The 17,640-nt window shown below is 67.7% G+C and carries 16 protein-coding genes and 1 tRNA gene; 5 read left to right on the forward strand and 12 right to left on the reverse strand.

The window, feature by feature from the left end; translation table 11 throughout:
- Positions 1-98: 98 nt before the first annotated feature.
- The 4 genes from ACT54L_RS22175 to ACT54L_RS22190 form a co-directional block, all read right to left on the reverse strand.
- Entirely contained in the window at positions 99-1,511 is a 1,413-nt protein-coding gene (locus tag ACT54L_RS22175; RefSeq protein ID WP_476087818.1) for an aspartate aminotransferase family protein, read from the reverse strand.
- 66 nt (positions 1,512-1,577) lie between these two features.
- Positions 1,578-3,062, reverse strand: a complete 1,485-nt coding sequence (locus ACT54L_RS22180) for an aldehyde dehydrogenase (protein WP_476087819.1) — start codon at positions 3,060-3,062, stop codon at positions 1,578-1,580.
- Positions 3,063-3,260: 198 nt separating this feature from the next.
- Entirely contained in the window at positions 3,261-3,479 is a 219-nt protein-coding gene (gene yacG / locus ACT54L_RS22185; protein ID WP_476087820.1) for a DNA gyrase inhibitor YacG, read from the reverse strand.
- Positions 3,476-4,126: a Maf-like protein gene (locus ACT54L_RS22190; protein WP_476087821.1), complete on the reverse strand. Its 651-nt coding sequence runs from the start codon at positions 4,124-4,126 to the stop codon at positions 3,476-3,478. Before ACT54L_RS22190 ends, yacG begins: the two co-directional genes overlap by 4 nt.
- Positions 4,127-4,480: 354 nt before the next feature.
- On the opposite strand from ACT54L_RS22190, the gene ACT54L_RS22195 reads away from it, so the two are divergent.
- Complete coding sequence (locus tag ACT54L_RS22195) at positions 4,481-5,716, forward strand: hypothetical protein (protein WP_476087822.1); 1,236 nt, start codon at positions 4,481-4,483, stop codon at positions 5,714-5,716.
- A gap of 4 nt (positions 5,717-5,720) precedes the next feature.
- Here the strand turns inward: ACT54L_RS22195 and ACT54L_RS22200 are convergent, their stop codons facing one another.
- From ACT54L_RS22200 to murA, 5 genes are all read right to left on the reverse strand, one after another.
- Positions 5,721-6,185 (reverse strand): arsenate-mycothiol transferase ArsC, encoded by a 465-nt coding sequence (locus ACT54L_RS22200; RefSeq protein WP_476087824.1) that lies wholly within the window; start codon positions 6,183-6,185, stop codon positions 5,721-5,723.
- A gap of 2 nt (positions 6,186-6,187) precedes the next feature.
- Positions 6,188-6,673, reverse strand: coding sequence for a UPF0262 family protein (locus tag ACT54L_RS22205; protein WP_476087825.1), 486 nt, complete (start codon positions 6,671-6,673; stop codon positions 6,188-6,190).
- A complete protein-coding gene (gene hisD, locus ACT54L_RS22210; RefSeq protein ID WP_476087826.1) occupies positions 6,670-7,986 on the reverse strand; it encodes a histidinol dehydrogenase in 1,317 nt (438 codons plus the stop codon). The genes ACT54L_RS22205 and hisD overlap by 4 nt, the downstream gene beginning before the upstream one ends.
- A 199-nt stretch (positions 7,987-8,185) precedes the next feature.
- The gene (locus ACT54L_RS22215; protein WP_476087827.1) at positions 8,186-8,650 is read right to left on the reverse strand and encodes a DUF2948 family protein; all 465 of its coding nucleotides are present in this window, start codon (positions 8,648-8,650) and stop codon (positions 8,186-8,188) included.
- Positions 8,651-8,861: 211 nt separating this feature from the next.
- Complete coding sequence (gene murA, locus ACT54L_RS22220; RefSeq protein WP_476087828.1) at positions 8,862-10,151, reverse strand: UDP-N-acetylglucosamine 1-carboxyvinyltransferase; 1,290 nt, start codon at positions 10,149-10,151, stop codon at positions 8,862-8,864.
- 601 nt (positions 10,152-10,752) lie between these two features.
- On the opposite strand from murA, the gene ACT54L_RS22225 reads away from it, so the two are divergent.
- Positions 10,753-10,828: transfer RNA gene (locus ACT54L_RS22225), tRNA-Thr, on the forward strand.
- A gap of 175 nt (positions 10,829-11,003) precedes the next feature.
- On the opposite strand, the gene ACT54L_RS22230 is transcribed toward ACT54L_RS22225, so the two are convergent.
- Both ACT54L_RS22230 and ACT54L_RS22235 read right to left on the reverse strand, forming a co-directional pair.
- Positions 11,004-11,249, reverse strand: coding sequence for a helix-turn-helix domain-containing protein (locus tag ACT54L_RS22230; protein WP_476087829.1), 246 nt, complete (start codon positions 11,247-11,249; stop codon positions 11,004-11,006).
- A gap of 10 nt (positions 11,250-11,259) precedes the next feature.
- The gene (locus ACT54L_RS22235) at positions 11,260-11,784 is read right to left on the reverse strand and encodes a DUF2975 domain-containing protein (RefSeq protein ID WP_476087831.1); all 525 of its coding nucleotides are present in this window, start codon (positions 11,782-11,784) and stop codon (positions 11,260-11,262) included.
- A gap of 163 nt (positions 11,785-11,947) precedes the next feature.
- Here ACT54L_RS22235 and ACT54L_RS22240 point away from each other — a divergent pair, with 163 nt between their 5' ends.
- Complete coding sequence (locus ACT54L_RS22240) at positions 11,948-12,325, forward strand: chlorophyllide reductase (protein WP_476087832.1); 378 nt, start codon at positions 11,948-11,950, stop codon at positions 12,323-12,325.
- A 148-nt stretch (positions 12,326-12,473) separates the two neighbouring features.
- Here the strand turns inward: ACT54L_RS22240 and ACT54L_RS22245 are convergent, their stop codons facing one another.
- The gene (locus tag ACT54L_RS22245; RefSeq protein WP_476087833.1) at positions 12,474-13,838 is read right to left on the reverse strand and encodes a hypothetical protein; all 1,365 of its coding nucleotides are present in this window, start codon (positions 13,836-13,838) and stop codon (positions 12,474-12,476) included.
- 659 nt (positions 13,839-14,497) lie between these two features.
- Here ACT54L_RS22245 and ACT54L_RS22250 point away from each other — a divergent pair.
- Positions 14,498-16,108 carry a GMC family oxidoreductase gene (locus tag ACT54L_RS22250; RefSeq protein WP_476087835.1) on the forward strand — a complete coding sequence of 537 codons (1,611 nt, stop codon included), beginning with the start codon at positions 14,498-14,500 and terminating at the stop codon, positions 16,106-16,108.
- Between the two features lie 14 nt (positions 16,109-16,122).
- Positions 16,123-17,625 (forward strand): aldehyde dehydrogenase family protein, encoded by a 1,503-nt coding sequence (locus ACT54L_RS22255; RefSeq protein ID WP_476087836.1) that lies wholly within the window; start codon positions 16,123-16,125, stop codon positions 17,623-17,625.
- Positions 17,626-17,640 lie beyond the last annotated feature (15 nt).

A 17,640-nucleotide genomic window follows, 5' to 3' on the forward strand; every position in this document is an offset into this window, starting at 1 on the left:
GTCGGCCCGCGATCGAGGCCATCTACAAACGCGAACGCCCAGGCTTTGGGCCCGGGCGTTCTCAACGCAGCCTATGGCAAACAGGGCCGGGGCCGCCCTCAGGCGGCGGCGGGCGCCGCTTTCAGGAGGTCGCGCTCCTTCAGCTCTGCATAGGTCAGATCCAGCACCTTGCGGGCGGTGGCCACCAGTTCGTCCGCCTCCCCATGGCTCAAGGTGAAGGGCGGGGCGAGGATCATGCTGTCGCGCACCGCCCGCATCACAAGGCCGGAACGGAAGGAGAAGTCGCGGCAGATGAGGCCGATGGTGCCTTCCTCGGCGGCGAACCGCGCGCGGGTGGCCTTGTCGGGCGTCAGTTCCAGGGCGCCGATGAGGCCGATCATGCGCGCCTCGCCCACCAGGGGATGGTCGGCCAGTTTCAGCCAGCGCTCCTGGAGATAGGGGCCGATGTCGGTCTTGACCCGCTCCACCAGCTTTTCGTCCTGGAGGATCTTGATGTTGGCCAGCGCCGCCGCGCACCCGCCGGGATGGCCGGAATAGGTATAGCCGTGGTTGAAATCGCCGCCGTATTCAATGAAGCCTTCGGCCACCCGATCGCTCACGATGACGCCACCCAGCGGGAAATAGCCGGAGGTGACCCCCTTGGCGAAGGTGATGAGGTCCGGCTGGACGCCCATATATTGGCAGCCGAACCACTCGCCCGTGCGCCCGAAGCCACAGATGACCTCGTCGCAGACCAGCAGCACGTCCCGCTCGCGGCAGATCTTCTGCACTTCCGGCCAATAGGTGGAGGGCGGGATGATAACGCCGCCGGCCCCCTGGATGGGCTCGCCGATGAAGGCCGCCACATTCTCCGCGCCCACCTCGTCAATGGCGCGGGCCACTTCCCGGGCGGCATGAAGACCAAAGGTCTCGGGGTCCATGTCGCCGCCCTCGCCCCACCAATAGGGCTGCTGCACATGGATGATGCCGGGAATGGGCAGGCCGCCCTGGGCATGCATGGGCTTCATGCCGCCAAGGCTGGCGCCGGCCACGGTGGAGCCGTGATAGGCATTCTTGCGGGCGATGAAGATGTGCTTTTCCGGCCGCTCGAGCGCCGCCCAATAATGGCGCACCATGCGCAGCACAGTGTCCACCGCCTCCGACCCGCCGGAGGTGAAGAAGACATGGTTCATGCCCTCGGGGGCCACGTCGGCGATGGCGGCGGCCAGTTCGGCGGCGGCCGGATGGGTGGTCTTGAAGAAGGTGTTGTAATAATCGAGCTTCTTCAGCTGGCCGGAGATCGCGTCGACGATCTCATGCCGGCCGTGCCCCACTGCGGTGCACCAGAGGCCGGCCATGCCGTCCAAGATCTTGTTGCCCTCGGAATCGTAGATGTAACTCCCCTGCGCGTGGGTGATGACCCGGACGCCTTCCGCATTCAGCGACTTGGTGTCGGAGAAGGGATGCAGGTGGTGCGCGGCGTCGAGGTGACGCCAGTGGGCGGTGGAGTTTGAAACCGGGGCAGATGACACGATAGGCACACTCCTGGGTTGTCGAACGGACAGGGATAACAGGCCGGACGCGACGGCCTCAAAGCCTCACAGCCGCGTCCAGATGGTCTTGAGGTCGGAATATTTTTCCAGCGCGTGCAGGGATTTGTCGCGCCCGAAGCCGGATTGCTTCACGCCCCCGAAGGGCGTTGTGATGTCATCGGCGTCAAAGCAGTTCACATAGACGACGCCCGCCTTGAAGCGCCGCGCCACCTTGTGGGCGGCGCCAAGGTCGGCGCTCCACACCGCCGCGCCGAGGCCGTAGACGGTGTTGTTGGCGATCTCCACGGCTTCGTCGAGGCCGTCAAAGCCGATCACCGAGAGCACCGGGCCGAAGATTTCCTTCTGGGCCAGCGCAGAATTGGGCTCCACCCCGTCGAACACGGTGGGCGCCACGAAAGCGCCCCCGGTTTCCTCGCGCACGGCCGTGCCGCCCACCACCAGGCGGGCGCCTTCGGCGAGGCCCTCGTCGATGGCGGCGAGGATGCGCTTCTGGTGCACGGCGCTCACCACCGCGCCGGCAGGCGCTTCCGGGTTGAGCGGATCGTCCGGCATCCATTTCTGGGCGGCAGCGGAAATGCGCTCCACCAGTTCGTCCTTGATGCGCCAGTCCGCCAGCAGGCGGGAGCCGGCCGTGCACATTTCGCCCTGGTTGAAGAAGATGCCCGCGGCGGCAGCTTCCGCCACCGCGTCGAGGTCCGGCACGTCGTGGGCGACCACGAAACCGGTCTTGCCGCCCAGTTCCAGGGCCACGCGCTTCAAATTGCTGTCGGCGGAATAGCGCATGAAATAGCGCCCCACCTCAGTGGAGCCGGTGAAGCCAATGGCGTCCACGTCGGGGTGCAGGCCGAGTGCCGCGCCGGCTTCCTCGCCAAGGCCCGGCACCACGTTGAAGACGCCATCGGGGATGCCCGCTTCCTGCGCCAGGGCGGCGAGCTTGAGGGCCGTCAGGGGCGATTCCTCGGCCGGCTTCAGCACCACCGAATTGCCCATGGCCAGCGCCGGCGCAAACTTCCACGCCGCCATAATCATGGGGAAGTTCCAAGGCGTCACGCAGCCCACCACGCCCAGCGGCTCGCGCATGATGAGGGCGAGATTGTCGTCGGACGTGGGGGCGATCTCGCCATACACCTTGTCCGCCGCCTCGCCATAATAGGCGATGGCATCGGCGGTGGCGCGCACGTCGATGGAGCGGGCGTCCGAGATGGGCTTGCCCATGTTCAGCGTCTCGGTCAGCGCCAGATCCTCGCGGGCGGCGCGCACCAGTTCGGCGAACTTGACCAGGATGCGCTTGCGCTCGCCCGGCTTCAGGCCGGCCCAGCGGCGATCCTCGAAGGCGGCACGGGCGGCCTGGACGGCAAGGTCCACGTCCTTGCCATCGCAGGAGGCGACCTCGGCCAGCGGCTGGCCGGTGGCCGGGTTCACCGCGATGAAACGGCGGCCGCTCTGGGCGGGAACGAAACGCCCGTTGATGAAGGCGTCGGTGCGAAAGATGGGCGCTGCCACCGGTGCGTGTCGTGCCGCGACGGTCATGCGCGAACTCCTGCAACTCACAGGCACCCTGGGGTCGCCTTGGACCCCTGGAACCGGGGACGGCGGATGCGGGGGCCGCCCACGGGGGCGCCATCGGCGCCCGATGCCTCCATTCTTACCGTGCCGCTCGCGCTAAAAACACCCCCCGTCCCGCACAGCTTTCCGCCACGTCGCCCCAAAGCGGGCACGCATCTGCCTTTACTGGCGCCCGGTGTCGGGCGCCTCGCCATCCTCGTCCTCATCCGCCACCACCGGAATGGCATAGGCCCCGGTCAGCCAGCGGTTGAGGTCCACGTCCGCGCAACGCTTGGAGCAGAAGGGGTGATAGGCCTCCACCGGGGGCTTGCCGCAGATGGGGCAGCCGCGGCCCATGGCCTTGCGACCGGTGCCCTTTTCATTGTCGTTGGCGCCGCTCATGCCGCCCGCTCCGCCCAGCCGGCGCGCACCGGATAGCCTTCGCCCGAAAGCAGGGCCACCGTCTCCGGCAGCGGCAGGCCGACCACAGACGTATAGGAACCGGTCAGCTTCACCACGAAGGTGCCGGCAATGCCCTGGATGGCATAACCGCCCGCCTTGCCCCGCCACTCGCCGCAATCGAGATAGGCGGTCACATCCTCATGGGACAGATGGCGGAAGCGCAGCCGCGTCTCCACCAGGCGCGTGCGCGCCCGTCCCCGGGGGGTGACGAGGCACAGGCCCGTGAACACGCGATGGGCGCGGCCGGACAGGAGCCGCAGGCACTCCTCCGCCTCGTCCCGCAGCTCCGGCTTGGGCAGGATGCGTCGGCCCACCGCCACCACCGTGTCGGCGGACAGCACCATGCCCTCGAGGCCGGCTTCGCGGGCGCGCGCGGCCACCAGTTCCCCCTTCTGCTGGGCGAGCCGCACCGCCAGGCGCCGGGGCAGCTCCCCCCGCTCGGGCGTCTCGTCGATGTCCGCCGGCATGAGATGATCCGGCTCGATCCCGGCCTGATTGAGAAGGGCGAGCCGACGGGGCGAGCCCGAGGCCAACACCAGTTTCACCTTTTCCCTCACGTCGTCCTCTTCTCGCGCGGCCGGCCGCATGCCGGCGGCCACCGGCTGGCCCCAACCGGCGGCCGACGGACGCTAACCCAAAGGCGGCGCGGTGTGAACGGCGATGCGTGCAGAGCATGGCCGCGCCGGTGGGCCGTGCCGGTGCGGCAGGCCAGGGCAACCTGGCGATCCCGGCGGAAAGCCGTGCGGAACGAGCGCCTTAGCAGGCATAGGGCCCATCCGCGCCCCGGTCGGTGCTGCGCACACCGGCTAAGCGGCGGCGGGCGACTCGGGCTATGGTGCCTCGCACCCGTCCGCCGTCCGCCGACATGACGCGGGCCATGGCCGGTGCGATCATGTCAGGCCAAGGGGGCCGCCGTGGCAGGCGGGACAGGGAGTGGCACCATGCCGACCATGAACGCGACCCGCGCGCGCGAATTTGCCACCTGGTTCGTCCTGTTCGGCATTCTCATCTGGCTGGATGTGCTGAAGGGCTGGCGCGGCGTGGTGCAGGGCTGGGGCCTGCCCTATTGGTACATTTCCTACGGCGACGGCCTGGTGCGGCGGGGACTGGCGGGCGAGGTGTTCCATCGCCTGTTCGGCCCCTTGAGCGAAGCGGGACTGACCCGGCCGGTGCTGGTGTTCCACGCCATGTGCCTGGTCTTGCTCGGCGCCACCTTCTGCACGCTGGCGGCCACGGTGATGACGCGCCTGCAGGGCCGCGCCCAGATCGTGTTCCTGGGGCTGGTGCTGTGGAGCTTCACCGCTCAGGGCTGGGCGCTGTTGGCCTATGATGCCGGCTATCTGGATTCCCCCGTCCTTGCCCTGGCGACCCTTTCGGCCTTGCTGGTATGGGCGGGCCGGCCCTTCCTCGCCGCGCTGCCCATTGCGATCGGCCCGCTGGTGCACGAGTTTTTCGTGTTCCTGCTGCCCATGGCGCTGGCCGCCGGCCTGCTGCCGGGCACGCCCCCCGACCGGCGCACGCCCCTCTCACTGTGGACCCTTGCGGGGCTGGGCGTGCTCGGCATGGCGGTGGCGGCCTTCGTGATGCTGAACGCCGATCCGGCGGCCACCGTGGCCCAGATCGGGCGCATGCCGCTCACCCCCGAGATGAAGCAGGCCCTCATCCAGCAGCAGTTCGGCCAAGGGGTGGGCCAGATGCTCGTCGTGATGGCCGATCATTTCTCCCGCGCGCCGCTTTATGACGTGGGCAATTTCGCCTTCTTCCTGCTGCCCAGCGTCATCGCCTGCCTCGGCCTCCTGTTCTGGCGCACCCGGCCGGACTGGCGCAACGCCGCGCTGGCGCTGGCGGGCCTGGTGCCGGTGACCGTGCTGGCCATTGCGTGGGACCTGTCGCGGCTCTTGACCATCTCCAATTTCAGCGCCGGCCTCCTGTTCCTGCTGGCGGCGGAGGCGCGCTCGCGCACCCCGTGCCCCAGCGTGACGCCCCTGAAGCGGGTGGGCTCCGGGCTGCTGGCGGCGGGCGCAGTGGTCTATGGGCTGCTGCCGGGCATCTATGCCTATTTCCCGCCCGGCCCGGTCACCATGCTCTATCCGCTGAAGGTGGATGCCCATCCCTGGGCGGTTGCCATCAAGCGACCGCTCCTGGCCGCCTGGGGCAAGCGGGAACCGCGCCCTTGATCGGTCAGGTGGCGCGGAAGCGGGCACGGATGCGCTTGTCCAGCTCGTCGCGCACGGCCCGATAGGCCTCGAGGCGCTGCTCGCGATTGCCTGTTTCCAGCGTCGGGTCGGAAGTGGGCCAATATTCCACGTCCAAGGCGTTGGTGCGGGTCAGCTCCAGCGCCTTGTGGTGGGCGTCGGGGGAGAGCGAGATGGCAAGGTCAAAGCCGAGCCCCTCATATTCCTCCAGCTCGTCCACGCTTTTGGGCCGATGGCGCTGCACGTCGAGGCCCAGTTCGTCCATGACCGCGGTCACGAACGGGTCAGCCTCCCCGGCGATCACGCCGGCGGAGCCCACATAAATCGATTTGCCATAAAGGTGCTTGGCGAGCGCCGCCGCCATGACAGAACGCACCACGTTCTGTCCGCAGATGAACAGCACCGATTGCGGCCGCGCTGAGCGCGAGGATACCGCAGAAGGCTCGGCCACCCTCAACCCCTCCAGTGGAGCGCGCAGATCAGGGTGAAGAGGCGGCGGGCGGTGTCGAAATCCACCTCGATCTTGTCCTTCAGGCGCTCCTGCAACAGCTCCGACCCCTCATTGTGCAGCCCGCGCCGGCCCATATCGATGGCCTCGATCTGGGTGGGCGAGGCGGTGCGGATGGCGGCGTAATAGCTCTCGCAGATGAGGAAATAGTCCTTCACCACCTTGCGGAAGGGGGTCAGCGAGAGATGGTGCTGCACCACCCGTTCGCCGCTCTCCCGCTGGATGTCCAGCACGAGCCGGTTGTCCATGAGCCCGATATGCAGCGTATAGGGCCCCTCCCCCGGGTCATTGTGGGGGGCGAAGCGGTTGTCCTCCAGAAGGTCGTAGATGGCGGTGGCCCGCTCATGCTCCACATCCGCGCCACCGCGCCCGATGGACCCTTCGTCGAGATGGACCGCGCACAGGCGGTTCACCGGCTTGGCCTTGGTCATTGGGCTGATCCCCCCGGCGCCCCGGCATTGGAACGGATGAGAATGGAACGGCCATGGGCATCGAGCCGCTCCACCTGGGCCAGGCGCACCGCCGACGGGCCGATCACCTGAAGCGCCTCGGCGGTGCATTTCAGGATCGAGGTGCGCTTCATGAAATCCAGCACGCCAAGGCCCGAGGAGAACCGGGCGGAGCGGGCGGTCGGCAGCACATGGTTGGTGCCGCCCACATAGTCGCCGATGGCCTCGGGCGTATGGGCACCGATGAAGATCGCCCCCGCATGGCGGATGGCGGATGCCAAGCGCTCGGCTTCCGCGCACTGGATCTCCAGATGCTCGGGGGCCACCCGGTCCACCAGCGGAAGGGCCGCGTCGAGGTCCGGCACCAGGATGATGGCACCATGGTCGCGCCAGGAGGCGCCGGCGATCTCGGCGCGCGGCAAGGTCTTCAGCATGCCTTCCACCGCCGCCTCCACCCGATCGGCCAGCGCGGCGCTGGCGGTGACGAGGATGGCCTGGGCGGCGGTGTCGTGCTCGGCCTGGGCGAGGAGGTCGGCGGCGATCCAGTCCGCATTGGCGGTGTCGTCGGCGAGGATCAGCACCTCCGACGGACCGGCCACCATGTCGATGCCCACCTTGCCGAACACCTGGCGCTTGGCGGCGGCCACATAGGCATTGCCGGGGCCGACGATCTTGTCCACCGGGGCGATGGTCTCAGTCCCATAAGCCAGCGCGGCCACCGCCTGCGCCCCGCCCACGCGATAGACCTCGTCGACGCCAGCAAGGCGGGCGGCGGCCAGCACCAGGGGCGCGATCTGCCCATCGGGGGCCGGCACCACCATGACGACGCGCGGCACACCCGCCACCTTGGCGGGCACCGCATTCATGAGCACCGAGGAGGGATAGGCCGCAGTGCCGCCGGGCACATACAGGCCGACCGCGTCCACCGGCGTCCAGCGCTGGCCCAGTTCCACGCCCACGGCATCCGTGTAGCGCTCGTCCTGCGGCTTCTGGCGGGCATGGTGCGCCTCGATGCGCGCCTTGGCGAAGGTCAGGGCCTCCAGCGTCTCGGCCGGCACCTGGCCGATGGCGGCGTCCAGTTCGGCGTCGGTGACCTTGATGCCCAGGGCTTCCAGGTCCACCCGGTCGTAACGGCGCGACAGGTCGATGAGGGCGGCATCGCCGCGGGCGCGCACGTCGGCGATGATGTCGGCCACGGCGGCGTTCACGTCCACGGACACTTCCCGCTTGCCGGCCAGGAAGGCGGCGAAGGCGGCGGGGAAATCGGGGCTCTGGGCGTCAATACGGATGGGCATGCCGTTTCCTGGAGTGCGCTCCGCGACAGGAACTTCGCCCCTGCCGGCGGCGGCCGCTCTCTCGTTCCTTGAAGACAGACAGGTCGGACCAAGGCTCTAGAGCATTTTCCCACGGCCTGGGTAGCGGTGGTCAGCCCATATGGGCTTATTTTTGCGCCACGCGGCGCCGCGCCGCGCCCGTGCGCGCCTCACCCGGGCCTCAGAGCGAGGCATCCTTCACAGGGCCGGCTACCGAAGGGGCCTCATGGACGGGGGCCTTGGAGCAGCCCCAGGCCGGGCCGAGATCGCCAAGCCGCGCCTCGATGCATTCCACCGAAAGCCGGATCTCCCCGCCGCCCGAGAAGGTCAGCGCGACGGTGCCGGAGGGCTCGTCGTCGGGCGAAAAGGTGATGGCGAGGAGATTGAGCACCGCCTCGCCGTTCTTCAGGTCGATGCCGCGCACCTTGGCCGCGCTCACCCGCTCGAAATGCAGGCCTGCGCGCCGGCGCACATTCTGGGCGGCGGTTTCCTTGCTGTCCCAGTCGAAGCGGTTGAGCAGCAAGGCGAAGCGCTGGCAGCTGGGCAGGAAGCCCATGTCCTTCACCTTCACCACCGCGTCCTGGAGATGCGCGGAGATGACGGCAAGATCCTCCATGTCCAGCGCGAGCAGCTTGAGGCCATCCATGATGCGTCCGCCTTCTTCCGGGGCCGTCGGTTCGCCCCCTGGCCCGGAGCCTGATCCGGGCGTGAGGCGCTAAAGCCTTGATGGAGCGCGCGTGATGTCTGGTCCTGGCCCCCTTCGGCGCACAGGACCCATCCACCGCCCTCTCCTCGGGCAGATAGCGTCGCGCCCCCGGTGGCGCAAGGGCGGAGGGCGCGATCGGCCCTGCGTCAGATCAGGAGCTGATGCGCTCGATCTGCGCGCCGCAGCGGGAGAGCTTCTCTTCCAGCCGCTCGAAGCCGCGATCCAGGTGATAGACCCGCTGCACCATGGTCTCGCCCTCGGCGGCAAGGCCGGCGATGACCAGCGAAACCGAGGCCCGCAAGTCGGTGGCCATCACCGGCGCGCCCTTCAGGCGCTCCACGCCGTCCACGGTGGCGGTGTCGCCATCAAGCTGGATGCGGGCGCCGAGCCGGGCCAGCTCCTGCACATGCATGAAGCGATTCTCGAAGATGGTCTCGGTGATGTGGGAGCGGCCCTTGGCGCGGGTCATCAGCGCCATGAACTGGGCTTGCAGGTCGGTGGGGAACCCCGGGAACGGCTGGGTTTCCACATCCACCGGGAAGATGCCGGCGCCATTGCGGCGCACGCGGATGCCCTCATTGGTCACGTCAATCTCGGCCCCAGCCTGACGCAGCGTGTCGAGCGCGCTTTCCAGGAGGTCGGCCCGCGCGCCGAGCAGGGTTACGTCGCCCCCGGCCATGGCGGTGGCCATGGCATAGGTGCCGGTCTCGATGCGGTCGGGCAGCACCGCATGGCGGGCGGCGCGCAGGCGGGCGACGCCCTCCACCTGGATGGTGGAGGTGCCGGCGCCGCTGATTCGCGCGCCCATCTTTTCCAGGCAGGCCGCGAGATCGGCGATTTCCGGCTCGCGGGCGGCATTCTCGATGATGCTCTCCCCGCGCGCGAGCGCGGCGGCCATGAGCGCGGTGTGGGTGGCGCCCACCGAGACCTTGGGGAAGACGATGCGCGCGCCGGTGAGCCCCTTGGGCGCGCGGGCGATCACATAGCCCTGGTCGATGTCGATCTCCGCGCCGAGCGCGCGCAGCGCGTCCAGGTGGAAGTCCACCGGGCGGGTGCCGATGGCGCAGCCGCCGGGCAGCGACACCCGCGCCTCGCCGATGCGCGCCAGGAGCGGGCCGATCACCCAGAAGCTCGCCCGCATGCGGGAGACAAGGTCATAGGGGGCGGTGGTGTCCACGATGACGCGGGCATCCAGCTCCAGCGTCTGGCCGGCATGGGGATCATCGCCCACGCGCTTGCCATTGGTGGTGACGTTCACCCCGTGATTGCCCAGGATGCGCTGGAGCAGCGCCACGTCTGCAAGCCGCGGGACATTCTCCAGGATCAGCTTTTCCTCGGAGAGCAGGCTCGCAATCATCAGCGGCAGGGCGGCGTTCTTGGCGCCGGAAATGGGAATGGAGCCCTGAAGGGGTTGGCCGCCGACAATGCGGATCTTGTCCATGCGCAAAACGCTCCTTGATTGCCTCCGCCGCATTTCAGCGCGCCCCGCCTTTACGGAGGCTGAAGAGCGTGTCTAGCCCGGCGGCGCGGCGCGCACAATCACCCTGCGTTCCCGGGCTTTGCGGAGGCGGCGGCTTCGGCCGCGCCGTCGGGCGTCGCCGCCACGGGCGCCGTGGCCCCCTCCCCGCCCGACACGGGCCGCACCTCGGGCGGACTTTGTACCGCTGTCGCGGGTTCCGGCGCGGGCGATGCCGACGCGCCGGCCGCTGCCCCCCCCTGCCCCCGCTCGGCCGCCTGGCGGGCACGGCCCTGCGCCTTGCGCCGTGCGAGATTGGCCCGCAGGGCGCTGGCGAGACGGGCCGCCTTGTCTTGATCGCTGGACATGCCTTTCGTTAATGCGCCCGCCGGGGCGGCGCAAGACGCCCCGGCTGCTGTCAAGGGACCGTCCACGCCGCGCGCCAGCGGCAAGGTCCCCGCCCCGCCTGGGGAGATCCTGCAGGGCGGGCTTGCAACTCACCGCGTGGCCACGTATGAGAAGGCCCCTAACGTCCTCGCATCGCCCCGGCGGTCGATGGCGTGCGCGGCCCCAACAGCCGCAGGATGCCGCAATAGCTCAGCTGGTAGAGCACCTCATTCGTAATGAGGGGGTCGGGGGTTCGAATCCCTCTTGCGGCACCATTTCTCCCCTTCACATCGCGTTGCGCCGTTTCAAAGCCGAGCATGTGCAAGGCTTTGCGCTCTCGTAGCGAATGCAGGCACAGCGGTGCGGGAAGCCTCCTGCTCCCCAGAACCGACCGTCGTTCTGTTCCTCTTTGACATGAACAAAGGTCGGCTGCGGCATTGCCGGCCTTGCCTAAGGAGATGATCCATCTTTGCTGCCATCGTCGGCGGATGCGTCCTCCTCATATCTGAGTAGATCCCCCGGCTGGCAGTTCAGGAACTGACAGATTTTCTCAATGGTTTCAAATCGGACGCCTTTGACCTTCCCCTGCTTGAGAAGGGAGAGATTGGCCTCGGTGATGCCGACGTATTCGGCCAGGTCCTTGGACTTCACATTGCGTTCGGCGAGCATCACGCCCAGTCGCACCCGGATCGGCATTCCCTGCCCCCTAGATGAACTGTCTGTTTTCATCGGCGATATCCAAGGCCTCGGCCATCACCCAGGCGATGGCCGCGATCGTCCCCGCGAAAATGAGGGCGATCAGCGTATCGGAGCCGATGTTCAGCATGAGCACTTTCGCGCCCGCCGGGCGGTGGAGGCTTAGAAGAAGGGAAAGCGCCGCTCCGGCGAACGGCTTCAGCAGAGCGGAGGCCGCGATGCCCATCGCAAATCCCTTCAGTCGCCGGATCGGCTCCCTGCAGAAGATCTGGCCGGCCGCGAAGGCGTTGAAGCAACGGCGCGCACTGAGCAATCCATAGATGAGCGCGCCCAGGGGAAGCATCGAGACCGCGAAGGCGAGCATCCTCACCGAAAAATCGATCTCCGCCGCCGGATCACCCGCAAGTCCGGCCTGACTGAACACGGCGGGCGCCGGCGTTGTCGCCCAATAGACCAACATGGCCGCGGCCAGCAGCCAGGATGAGACCAGGCAGCCCGTCGCCATCAGCCGGCTGAGCTGCCGGATGCGCCCCATGCGCCTCTCGCGGTCCTGCTCGCAGGTCATGTCGGGCAGAGCGGATGATCGAACCATGGCGCAGCGGCTCCTCTGTGATCCCGGTCGACCTTGCCCCAATCATTATTGTTTGACAATAATTTTTTGTCATGAAACAGATTGATCCTCACATCGGAGGTCTCCCATGCCCCATCGCCCCGTCAAACCCGCCTTGGCCCTTGTGGCCTGCGCCACCCTGCTTTCCACGGCATCCCCCTCCCTTGCCACGCCGACCACGTCCCGTGGCCAGATCTCGGTGGCTCAGGTGACGGAGATGCTGGGGAAGGCTCCGACCGACCGCATGGCGCAGCAAGTCCTCACCGCCTATCTGGCCGGCGTCGGTGAGACGGCGGGCGCGGTTGCCAAGATCGGTGACGTGACCTGCCAGACCTCCATGAGCCTGAACGCGGCCAATGTCGGCCAAGCGCTCGGGAGGGCTGGGGATCGCGATGCGGTGGAGACACCGGCGACGCCCTTGATCGTCGCGGACATGCTGAAGCGGGCGGGATGCACGCGCCACTGAGCCGGTCACACGGATCGCGGTCCGGGCGGCCTATTCGACGGCAGCAACACCAGGCCCTCGTCACCGGCCCCGCATGATTGACACCGCCCCCAGGGGTGGGAAACACGCCCATGCGACGGGCAGGGGCTCAAGGCCCCTGCCCGATCCCTCACGCGATTTTCGCGTGCGCCGCCCCTTGCGGCTCGGGAGCGGTGGCGGAGACGGCCTGCATCCAAAGGCTGACGTCGAGGCCCTTCTCTTCCGCTTCGGCCGACACCCGCAGCCCCACCGTCCGCTCGATCAGGTAGGTGACCACGAAGGCCGTCACGGCGGTCAGCCCGACGATGACCATCAGCCCCAGCACCTGCATGCCCAGGTTCACCGTGGCGTGCTGGAAGGCAAAGGCGCCGTCCTTGATGCCGAAGAAGCCGCCCTGCGGCACGCCGGCACCCACAATGCCCGCCATCAGAACGCTGTAGATGGAGGGTCCGAGGGCCAGCGGCGCCACCTTCGGCTCGTCAATGCCCACCGCCAGCAGCAGGCGCTCGCCCCCAACCAGAATGAAGGGCCCAAGAAGGGCAATGGCGAAGGCCTGCCACGGCATCACCACGTCGAACAGCGCCGAGCAGGAGATATAGCCGGCAATCGGTCCCAGCAGGATGTAGGCGGGCTTCTGCTTGCGATAGGCGAGGAGGCCGCCGGTCAGCGCACCGCCGGCGAAGGACAGGAAGACATTGGTGAAGACAATGCCCAGCCCCGAGGTGGCGAGGGTGGGGCCGAAATAGCCGGCCTCGGGCACCATGAAGCCGCAGCCGATGACGAACATGGGGATGGCAAGCAGCAGCAGCAGGACGCCGATGGTCAGCAGCGAGAAGCTGCCGGGCGCCGAGACGCCGCCCTTCCGCGGGCCGAGCCGCCAGGCCAGCACGACCGCCCACACGCCAACCACCATATAGAGGCAATAGGCGCCCACGAAATCATGCAGGCCCGCATTGGTCAGCGGGCTGGCTGAGCCATAGGTGAGATAGGCGGCGAACGGCACCACCACCGCGCCCACCACCGCCGACGTGATGTAGCAGGCGGAGGCCTTCAGCCGCTCCAGGCCCGCCCCGTGGATCAGGATGGCGGTGAGGCCGGCGAAGGCGAAGAAGAAGACGCTGAAAATCTGGAACGTGTCCCCCTCGGCCACCGCCTTGGGATCGATGTTCTGCGAGAAGTGCAGGAGGTTGCCGCCGAAGATGGACCAGTCCTTGATGGCGACGGACAGGGCATCGGGGACGCCGAAGGCCTGGTAATATTGCCAGTTCCAGATGCCATATCCCACCACCATGAAGGCGGCGCCGGCGATGAAGGTGGAGAGCACCTTCTGGACGATGGTGTCGATAAGGTTGGCGCGCTTCACCAGTCCCGCGTCGATCAGAATGATCGCCGCCACGCCGAGCATCACGCCAATGGTGGCGAATATATAGAAGAAGGCGACCAGATATTGGTGCGTCGTCACCTGCTCCGTAAAAGTTTGCAGAGGTGTCGTCATCTTCAGATCCCCTCGTATGGAGGCGCATATGGACGAGCCTGGCGCCCGCCGGCGCGCCTGCAGCCGGCGTGTCGCATGCATCGGAAAGCACCAGAACGGCGGGTGGGGCGGCGCACGCCTCGGGTCACCGCAGGGGGGCTCCCGGGACCTCAACTAGCAAGCGATGTACCAATTCGTTTTTATACAAACATTTCTCGCCCGATGGCGCCGTCAGCACGCCTGAAGCCGAGTGGGAAATGGCGGCCAAGCCTCTCATAACAATTTGAAGAATATAGGCTTCAGGAAGCACCCACCCGCCATGCCCTCCTCCCGGCCCGGCCCGCGTGAAGGAAGGCAAGACCACCGCTGCCGGGGCGCCTCGTCGTTTGCATGCATATGATTCAGGCAGGCGGGGTTTTATTTGCCAAAACTGTATTCATCGGACCTTAGGTCAGTATTCAATCGATTTGTCGATGAATTGGCGATGAATTGCGCGACCCGGCCGCGGGCGCCAGCGTCAGGCCTTGATCCCTGCGTTTCCGCGCGCTCCCGCTCCGCCCCGGCGGGGGAAAACTCATTCGTACAGAAACGATTGGCATGCCCCTTGCTGGTTCCAGGCCCGGCGGCGGGCCTTCGCCAGCCGCCAACAGGATGCGCCACGGCAGAACGAGGACGCGACAATGCTGGCTGGACTCAGGGTGGACCGGGAAATCCTCAACGAGCACGTGAACTCAACCTATGACTTCGTGGTCTGCGGCGGCGGTTCCGCGGGCTGCGTGGTCGCGCGGCGGCTGGCGGAGAACCCGGAGGTCACGGTCCTTCTGCTCGAAGCGGGCGGCAGCGACCGTGTGCCGTCCGTGATCGATTCCACCCAATGGATGTGGAACATCGGCACGGAACGGGACTGGGGATTCAAGGCGGAGCCCTCGCCCACGCTCAATGGGCGCACGCCGCTCCTGCCCATGGGCAAGCTGCTGGGGGGCGGCTCCAGCATCAATGGATCGGTCTGGGCGCGCGGGCACAAGCATGATTTCGACCGCTGGGCCGAGGCCGCCGGCGACCCGGCCTGGAACTATGACTCGGTGCTGGCCATCTACCGCCGGGTGGAAGACTGGCAGGGCCCCAAGGACGCGCACCGCCGGGGCACCGGCGGCCTTCTGAACATCCTCCAGCCGGAAGACCCCATCCCCCTCGTCGCCGGGCTCATCGAGGGCGCCGTGAACATCGGCATCCCCCATGTGGACGACATGAACGGCGCCGCCATGGAGGGCGAGGGGGGCTGCGGCCTGCCCAATGTGCTGGTGCAGGATGGCAACCAGCGTGTGTCCATGGCCGCCACCTATATCCATCCCTATATGGACCGGCCGAACCTTGCGGTGCTGCTCTGCGCCGAGGTCACCCGGCTCGAATTTGAGGGCGCGCGCGTGACGGGCGTGTCCTTCACCCGGCGCGGCCGCTCCTACACCGTCGGCGCCGACAAGGAGGTGATCCTCTCCCTGGGCGCCATGAACACGCCGAAGGTGCTGATGCTCTCCGGCATCGGCGACGAGGCCGAGCTTCGCGCCCATGGCATCCCGGTGCGCCAGCATCTGCCGGGGGTGGGCCGGAACTTCCAGGACCACATCCTGCTCGCCGGCTGTTGCTGGGAGTACATCACCCCCGAACCGCCCCGCAACAACGCGGCGGAGTTCGTCTTCATCGCCAAGAGCGACCCCTCCCTGAAGACGCCGGATCTCATGCCGGTGCTGGAGGAAACCCCGTTCGGCTCGGAAGTCACCGCCAAGCAATTCGACCTGCCGGTCGGCCCCGCCTCCGCCTGGACGCTGGCGCCGGGCCTTGCCCGCCCCGACAGTCGCGGCCGCGTGCGCCTCGCCTCCGCCAATCCGTTCGACAAGGTCATCATCGAGGCCAATTTCCTCTCCACGCAGACCGACATGCGGGCCATGGTCCGCTGCGTGGAAATGTGCCGCGAGATCGGCAATTCGGCCGCCTGCGCCCCCTATCGCAAGCGCGAGGTCATGCCCGGCCCGCTCCAGGGGGCGGCCCTGGAAGATTTCATCCGCAACGCCGCCGGCACCTATTTCCACGAGAGCTGCACCTGCAAGATGGGGCAGGACGAGATGTCCGTCGTGGATGGCGCACTGCGGGTCTACGGCGTGCAGGGCCTGCGCATCGCCGACGCCTCCATCATGCCGGACATCTCCACCGGCAACACCATGGCGCCCACCGTCATCATCGGCGAGCGGGCCGGCGAGATCATCAAGGCCCATTACGGCCTGGCGCACGCGTGAGAGGAGCCCATCCCATGCGAACCGACCTCCCTTCCGGCCTCTCCCTGCTCAAGACCGCGGCAGCGACCTTCGTGCCGGGGCCACACCGCATGCTCATCGGCGGGGAATGGCGCGCTGCCCTCTCCGGCGAGACCATCGACGTGGAAGATCCCGCCACCGGCACGGTGATCGCCACCGTGCCCAGTGCCAGCGTGCAGGATGTGGACCTCGCGGTGATCGCCGCCCGGAAAGCGCTGGACGGCCCCTGGGGCCGCATGACCGGCCTTGAGCGGGGCAAGCTCATCAGCCGCTTTGCCTCCCGGCTCGAGGAACTGGGCGATGAACTGGCCGAGATCGAGGCCATCGATTGCGGCAAGCCGGTCGCCTATGCCCGCTATGTGGATGTGGGCCTCTCGGCCACCACCTATCACTACATGGCCGGATGGGCGAGCAAGATCACCGGCGAGACGGTGGGCGTGTCCACGCCCGGCGATTTCCACGCCTACACCCTGCGCGAGCCCGTCGGCGTGGTGGCGCAGATCGTGCCCTGGAACTTCCCCCTCGTGCTCACCGCCTACAAGCTGGCCCCGAGCCTCGCGGCGGGGTGCACCTGCATCATCAAGCCGGCGGAGCAGACACCGCTCAGCACCTTGCGCCTCGCGCAGATCATCGCGGAGGTGGGCTTTCCGCCCGGCGTGGTGAATGTGGTGACCGGCTATGGCACCACCGCCGGCGCCGCGCTGGCCGAGCACCCGGACGTGGACAAGGTGGCCTTCACCGGCTCCACCGATGTGGGCAAGGCGGTGGCGCGCGCCGCCACTTCCAGCCTCAAGCGCGTGACCTTGGAACTGGGCGGCAAGTCGCCCATGGTGGTGTTCAAGGATGCCGATCTCGACCGGGCCATTCCCGGCCTCGCCTCGGCCATCTTCTTCCACCAGGGGCAGGTCTGCACGGCCGGCTCGCGCCTCTTCGTGCACCGGTCCATCCACGACCGGGTGGTGGACGGCATCGCCGCCGAGGCGGGCAAGCTCGTCATCGGCCACGGGCTGGAGGCGGGAACCACCATGGGGCCGCTGGTCTCCCGCCGGCAGTTGGATCGCGTGATGGGCTATCTCGACCAGGGCATGGCGAGCGGCGCCGAGATGGTCACGGGCGGCGGACGGCTCGGCAATGGCGGCTACTTCATGGAACCGACCATCCTCGCGGGCACCCGCTCCGAAATGGCCGTGGTGCGCGAGGAAATCTTCGGCCCGGTGCTGTGCGTCATGTCCTATGACGATGACGACCTCGATGCGGTCGCGGCGGCCGCCAACGACACGCCCTTTGGCCTGTCCGCCAGCGTCTGGACGCGCGACCTCTCCATTGCCCACAAGATGGCGCGGCGCATCAAGGCGGGCAGCGTGTGGATCAACATGCACCACTTCTTTGACCCAGCCTTGCCCTTCGGCGGCTTCAAGCAATCGGGCTGGGGTCGTGAACAAGGGGCGGACGCCATCCGCACCTTCACGGAGGTCAAGTCCGTCTGCGCCGCCCTTTGATCCTGGGGGCGCGGT

The organism is Aquabacter sp. DMC10 (assembly GCF_056314145.1).

Coding starts and splice junctions, on each gene's coding strand:
- ACT54L_RS22180 (WP_476087819.1), bottom strand. CDS start 3,062: ATGACCGTCGCGGCACGACACGCACCGGTGGCAGCGCCCATCTTTCGC.
- yacG (WP_476087820.1), bottom strand. CDS start 3,479: ATGAGCGGCGCCAACGACAATGAAAAGGGCACCGGTCGCAAGGCCATG.
- ACT54L_RS22190 (WP_476087821.1), bottom strand. CDS start 4,126: ATGCGGCCGGCCGCGCGAGAAGAGGACGACGTGAGGGAAAAGGTGAAA.
- ACT54L_RS22195 (WP_476087822.1), top strand. CDS start 4,481: ATGCCGACCATGAACGCGACCCGCGCGCGCGAATTTGCCACCTGGTTC.
- ACT54L_RS22205 (WP_476087825.1), bottom strand. CDS start 6,673: ATGACCAAGGCCAAGCCGGTGAACCGCCTGTGCGCGGTCCATCTCGAC.
- hisD (WP_476087826.1), bottom strand. CDS start 7,986: ATGCCCATCCGTATTGACGCCCAGAGCCCCGATTTCCCCGCCGCCTTC.
- ACT54L_RS22215 (WP_476087827.1), bottom strand. CDS start 8,650: ATGGATGGCCTCAAGCTGCTCGCGCTGGACATGGAGGATCTTGCCGTC.
- murA (WP_476087828.1), bottom strand. CDS start 10,151: ATGGACAAGATCCGCATTGTCGGCGGCCAACCCCTTCAGGGCTCCATT.
- ACT54L_RS22230 (WP_476087829.1), bottom strand. CDS start 11,249: ATGCCGATCCGGGTGCGACTGGGCGTGATGCTCGCCGAACGCAATGTG.
- ACT54L_RS22235 (WP_476087831.1), bottom strand. CDS start 11,784: ATGGGGCGCATCCGGCAGCTCAGCCGGCTGATGGCGACGGGCTGCCTG.
- ACT54L_RS22240 (WP_476087832.1), top strand. CDS start 11,948: ATGCCCCATCGCCCCGTCAAACCCGCCTTGGCCCTTGTGGCCTGCGCC.
- ACT54L_RS22245 (WP_476087833.1), bottom strand. CDS start 13,838: ATGACGACACCTCTGCAAACTTTTACGGAGCAGGTGACGACGCACCAA.
- ACT54L_RS22250 (WP_476087835.1), top strand. CDS start 14,498: ATGCTGGCTGGACTCAGGGTGGACCGGGAAATCCTCAACGAGCACGTG.
- ACT54L_RS22255 (WP_476087836.1), top strand. CDS start 16,123: ATGCGAACCGACCTCCCTTCCGGCCTCTCCCTGCTCAAGACCGCGGCA.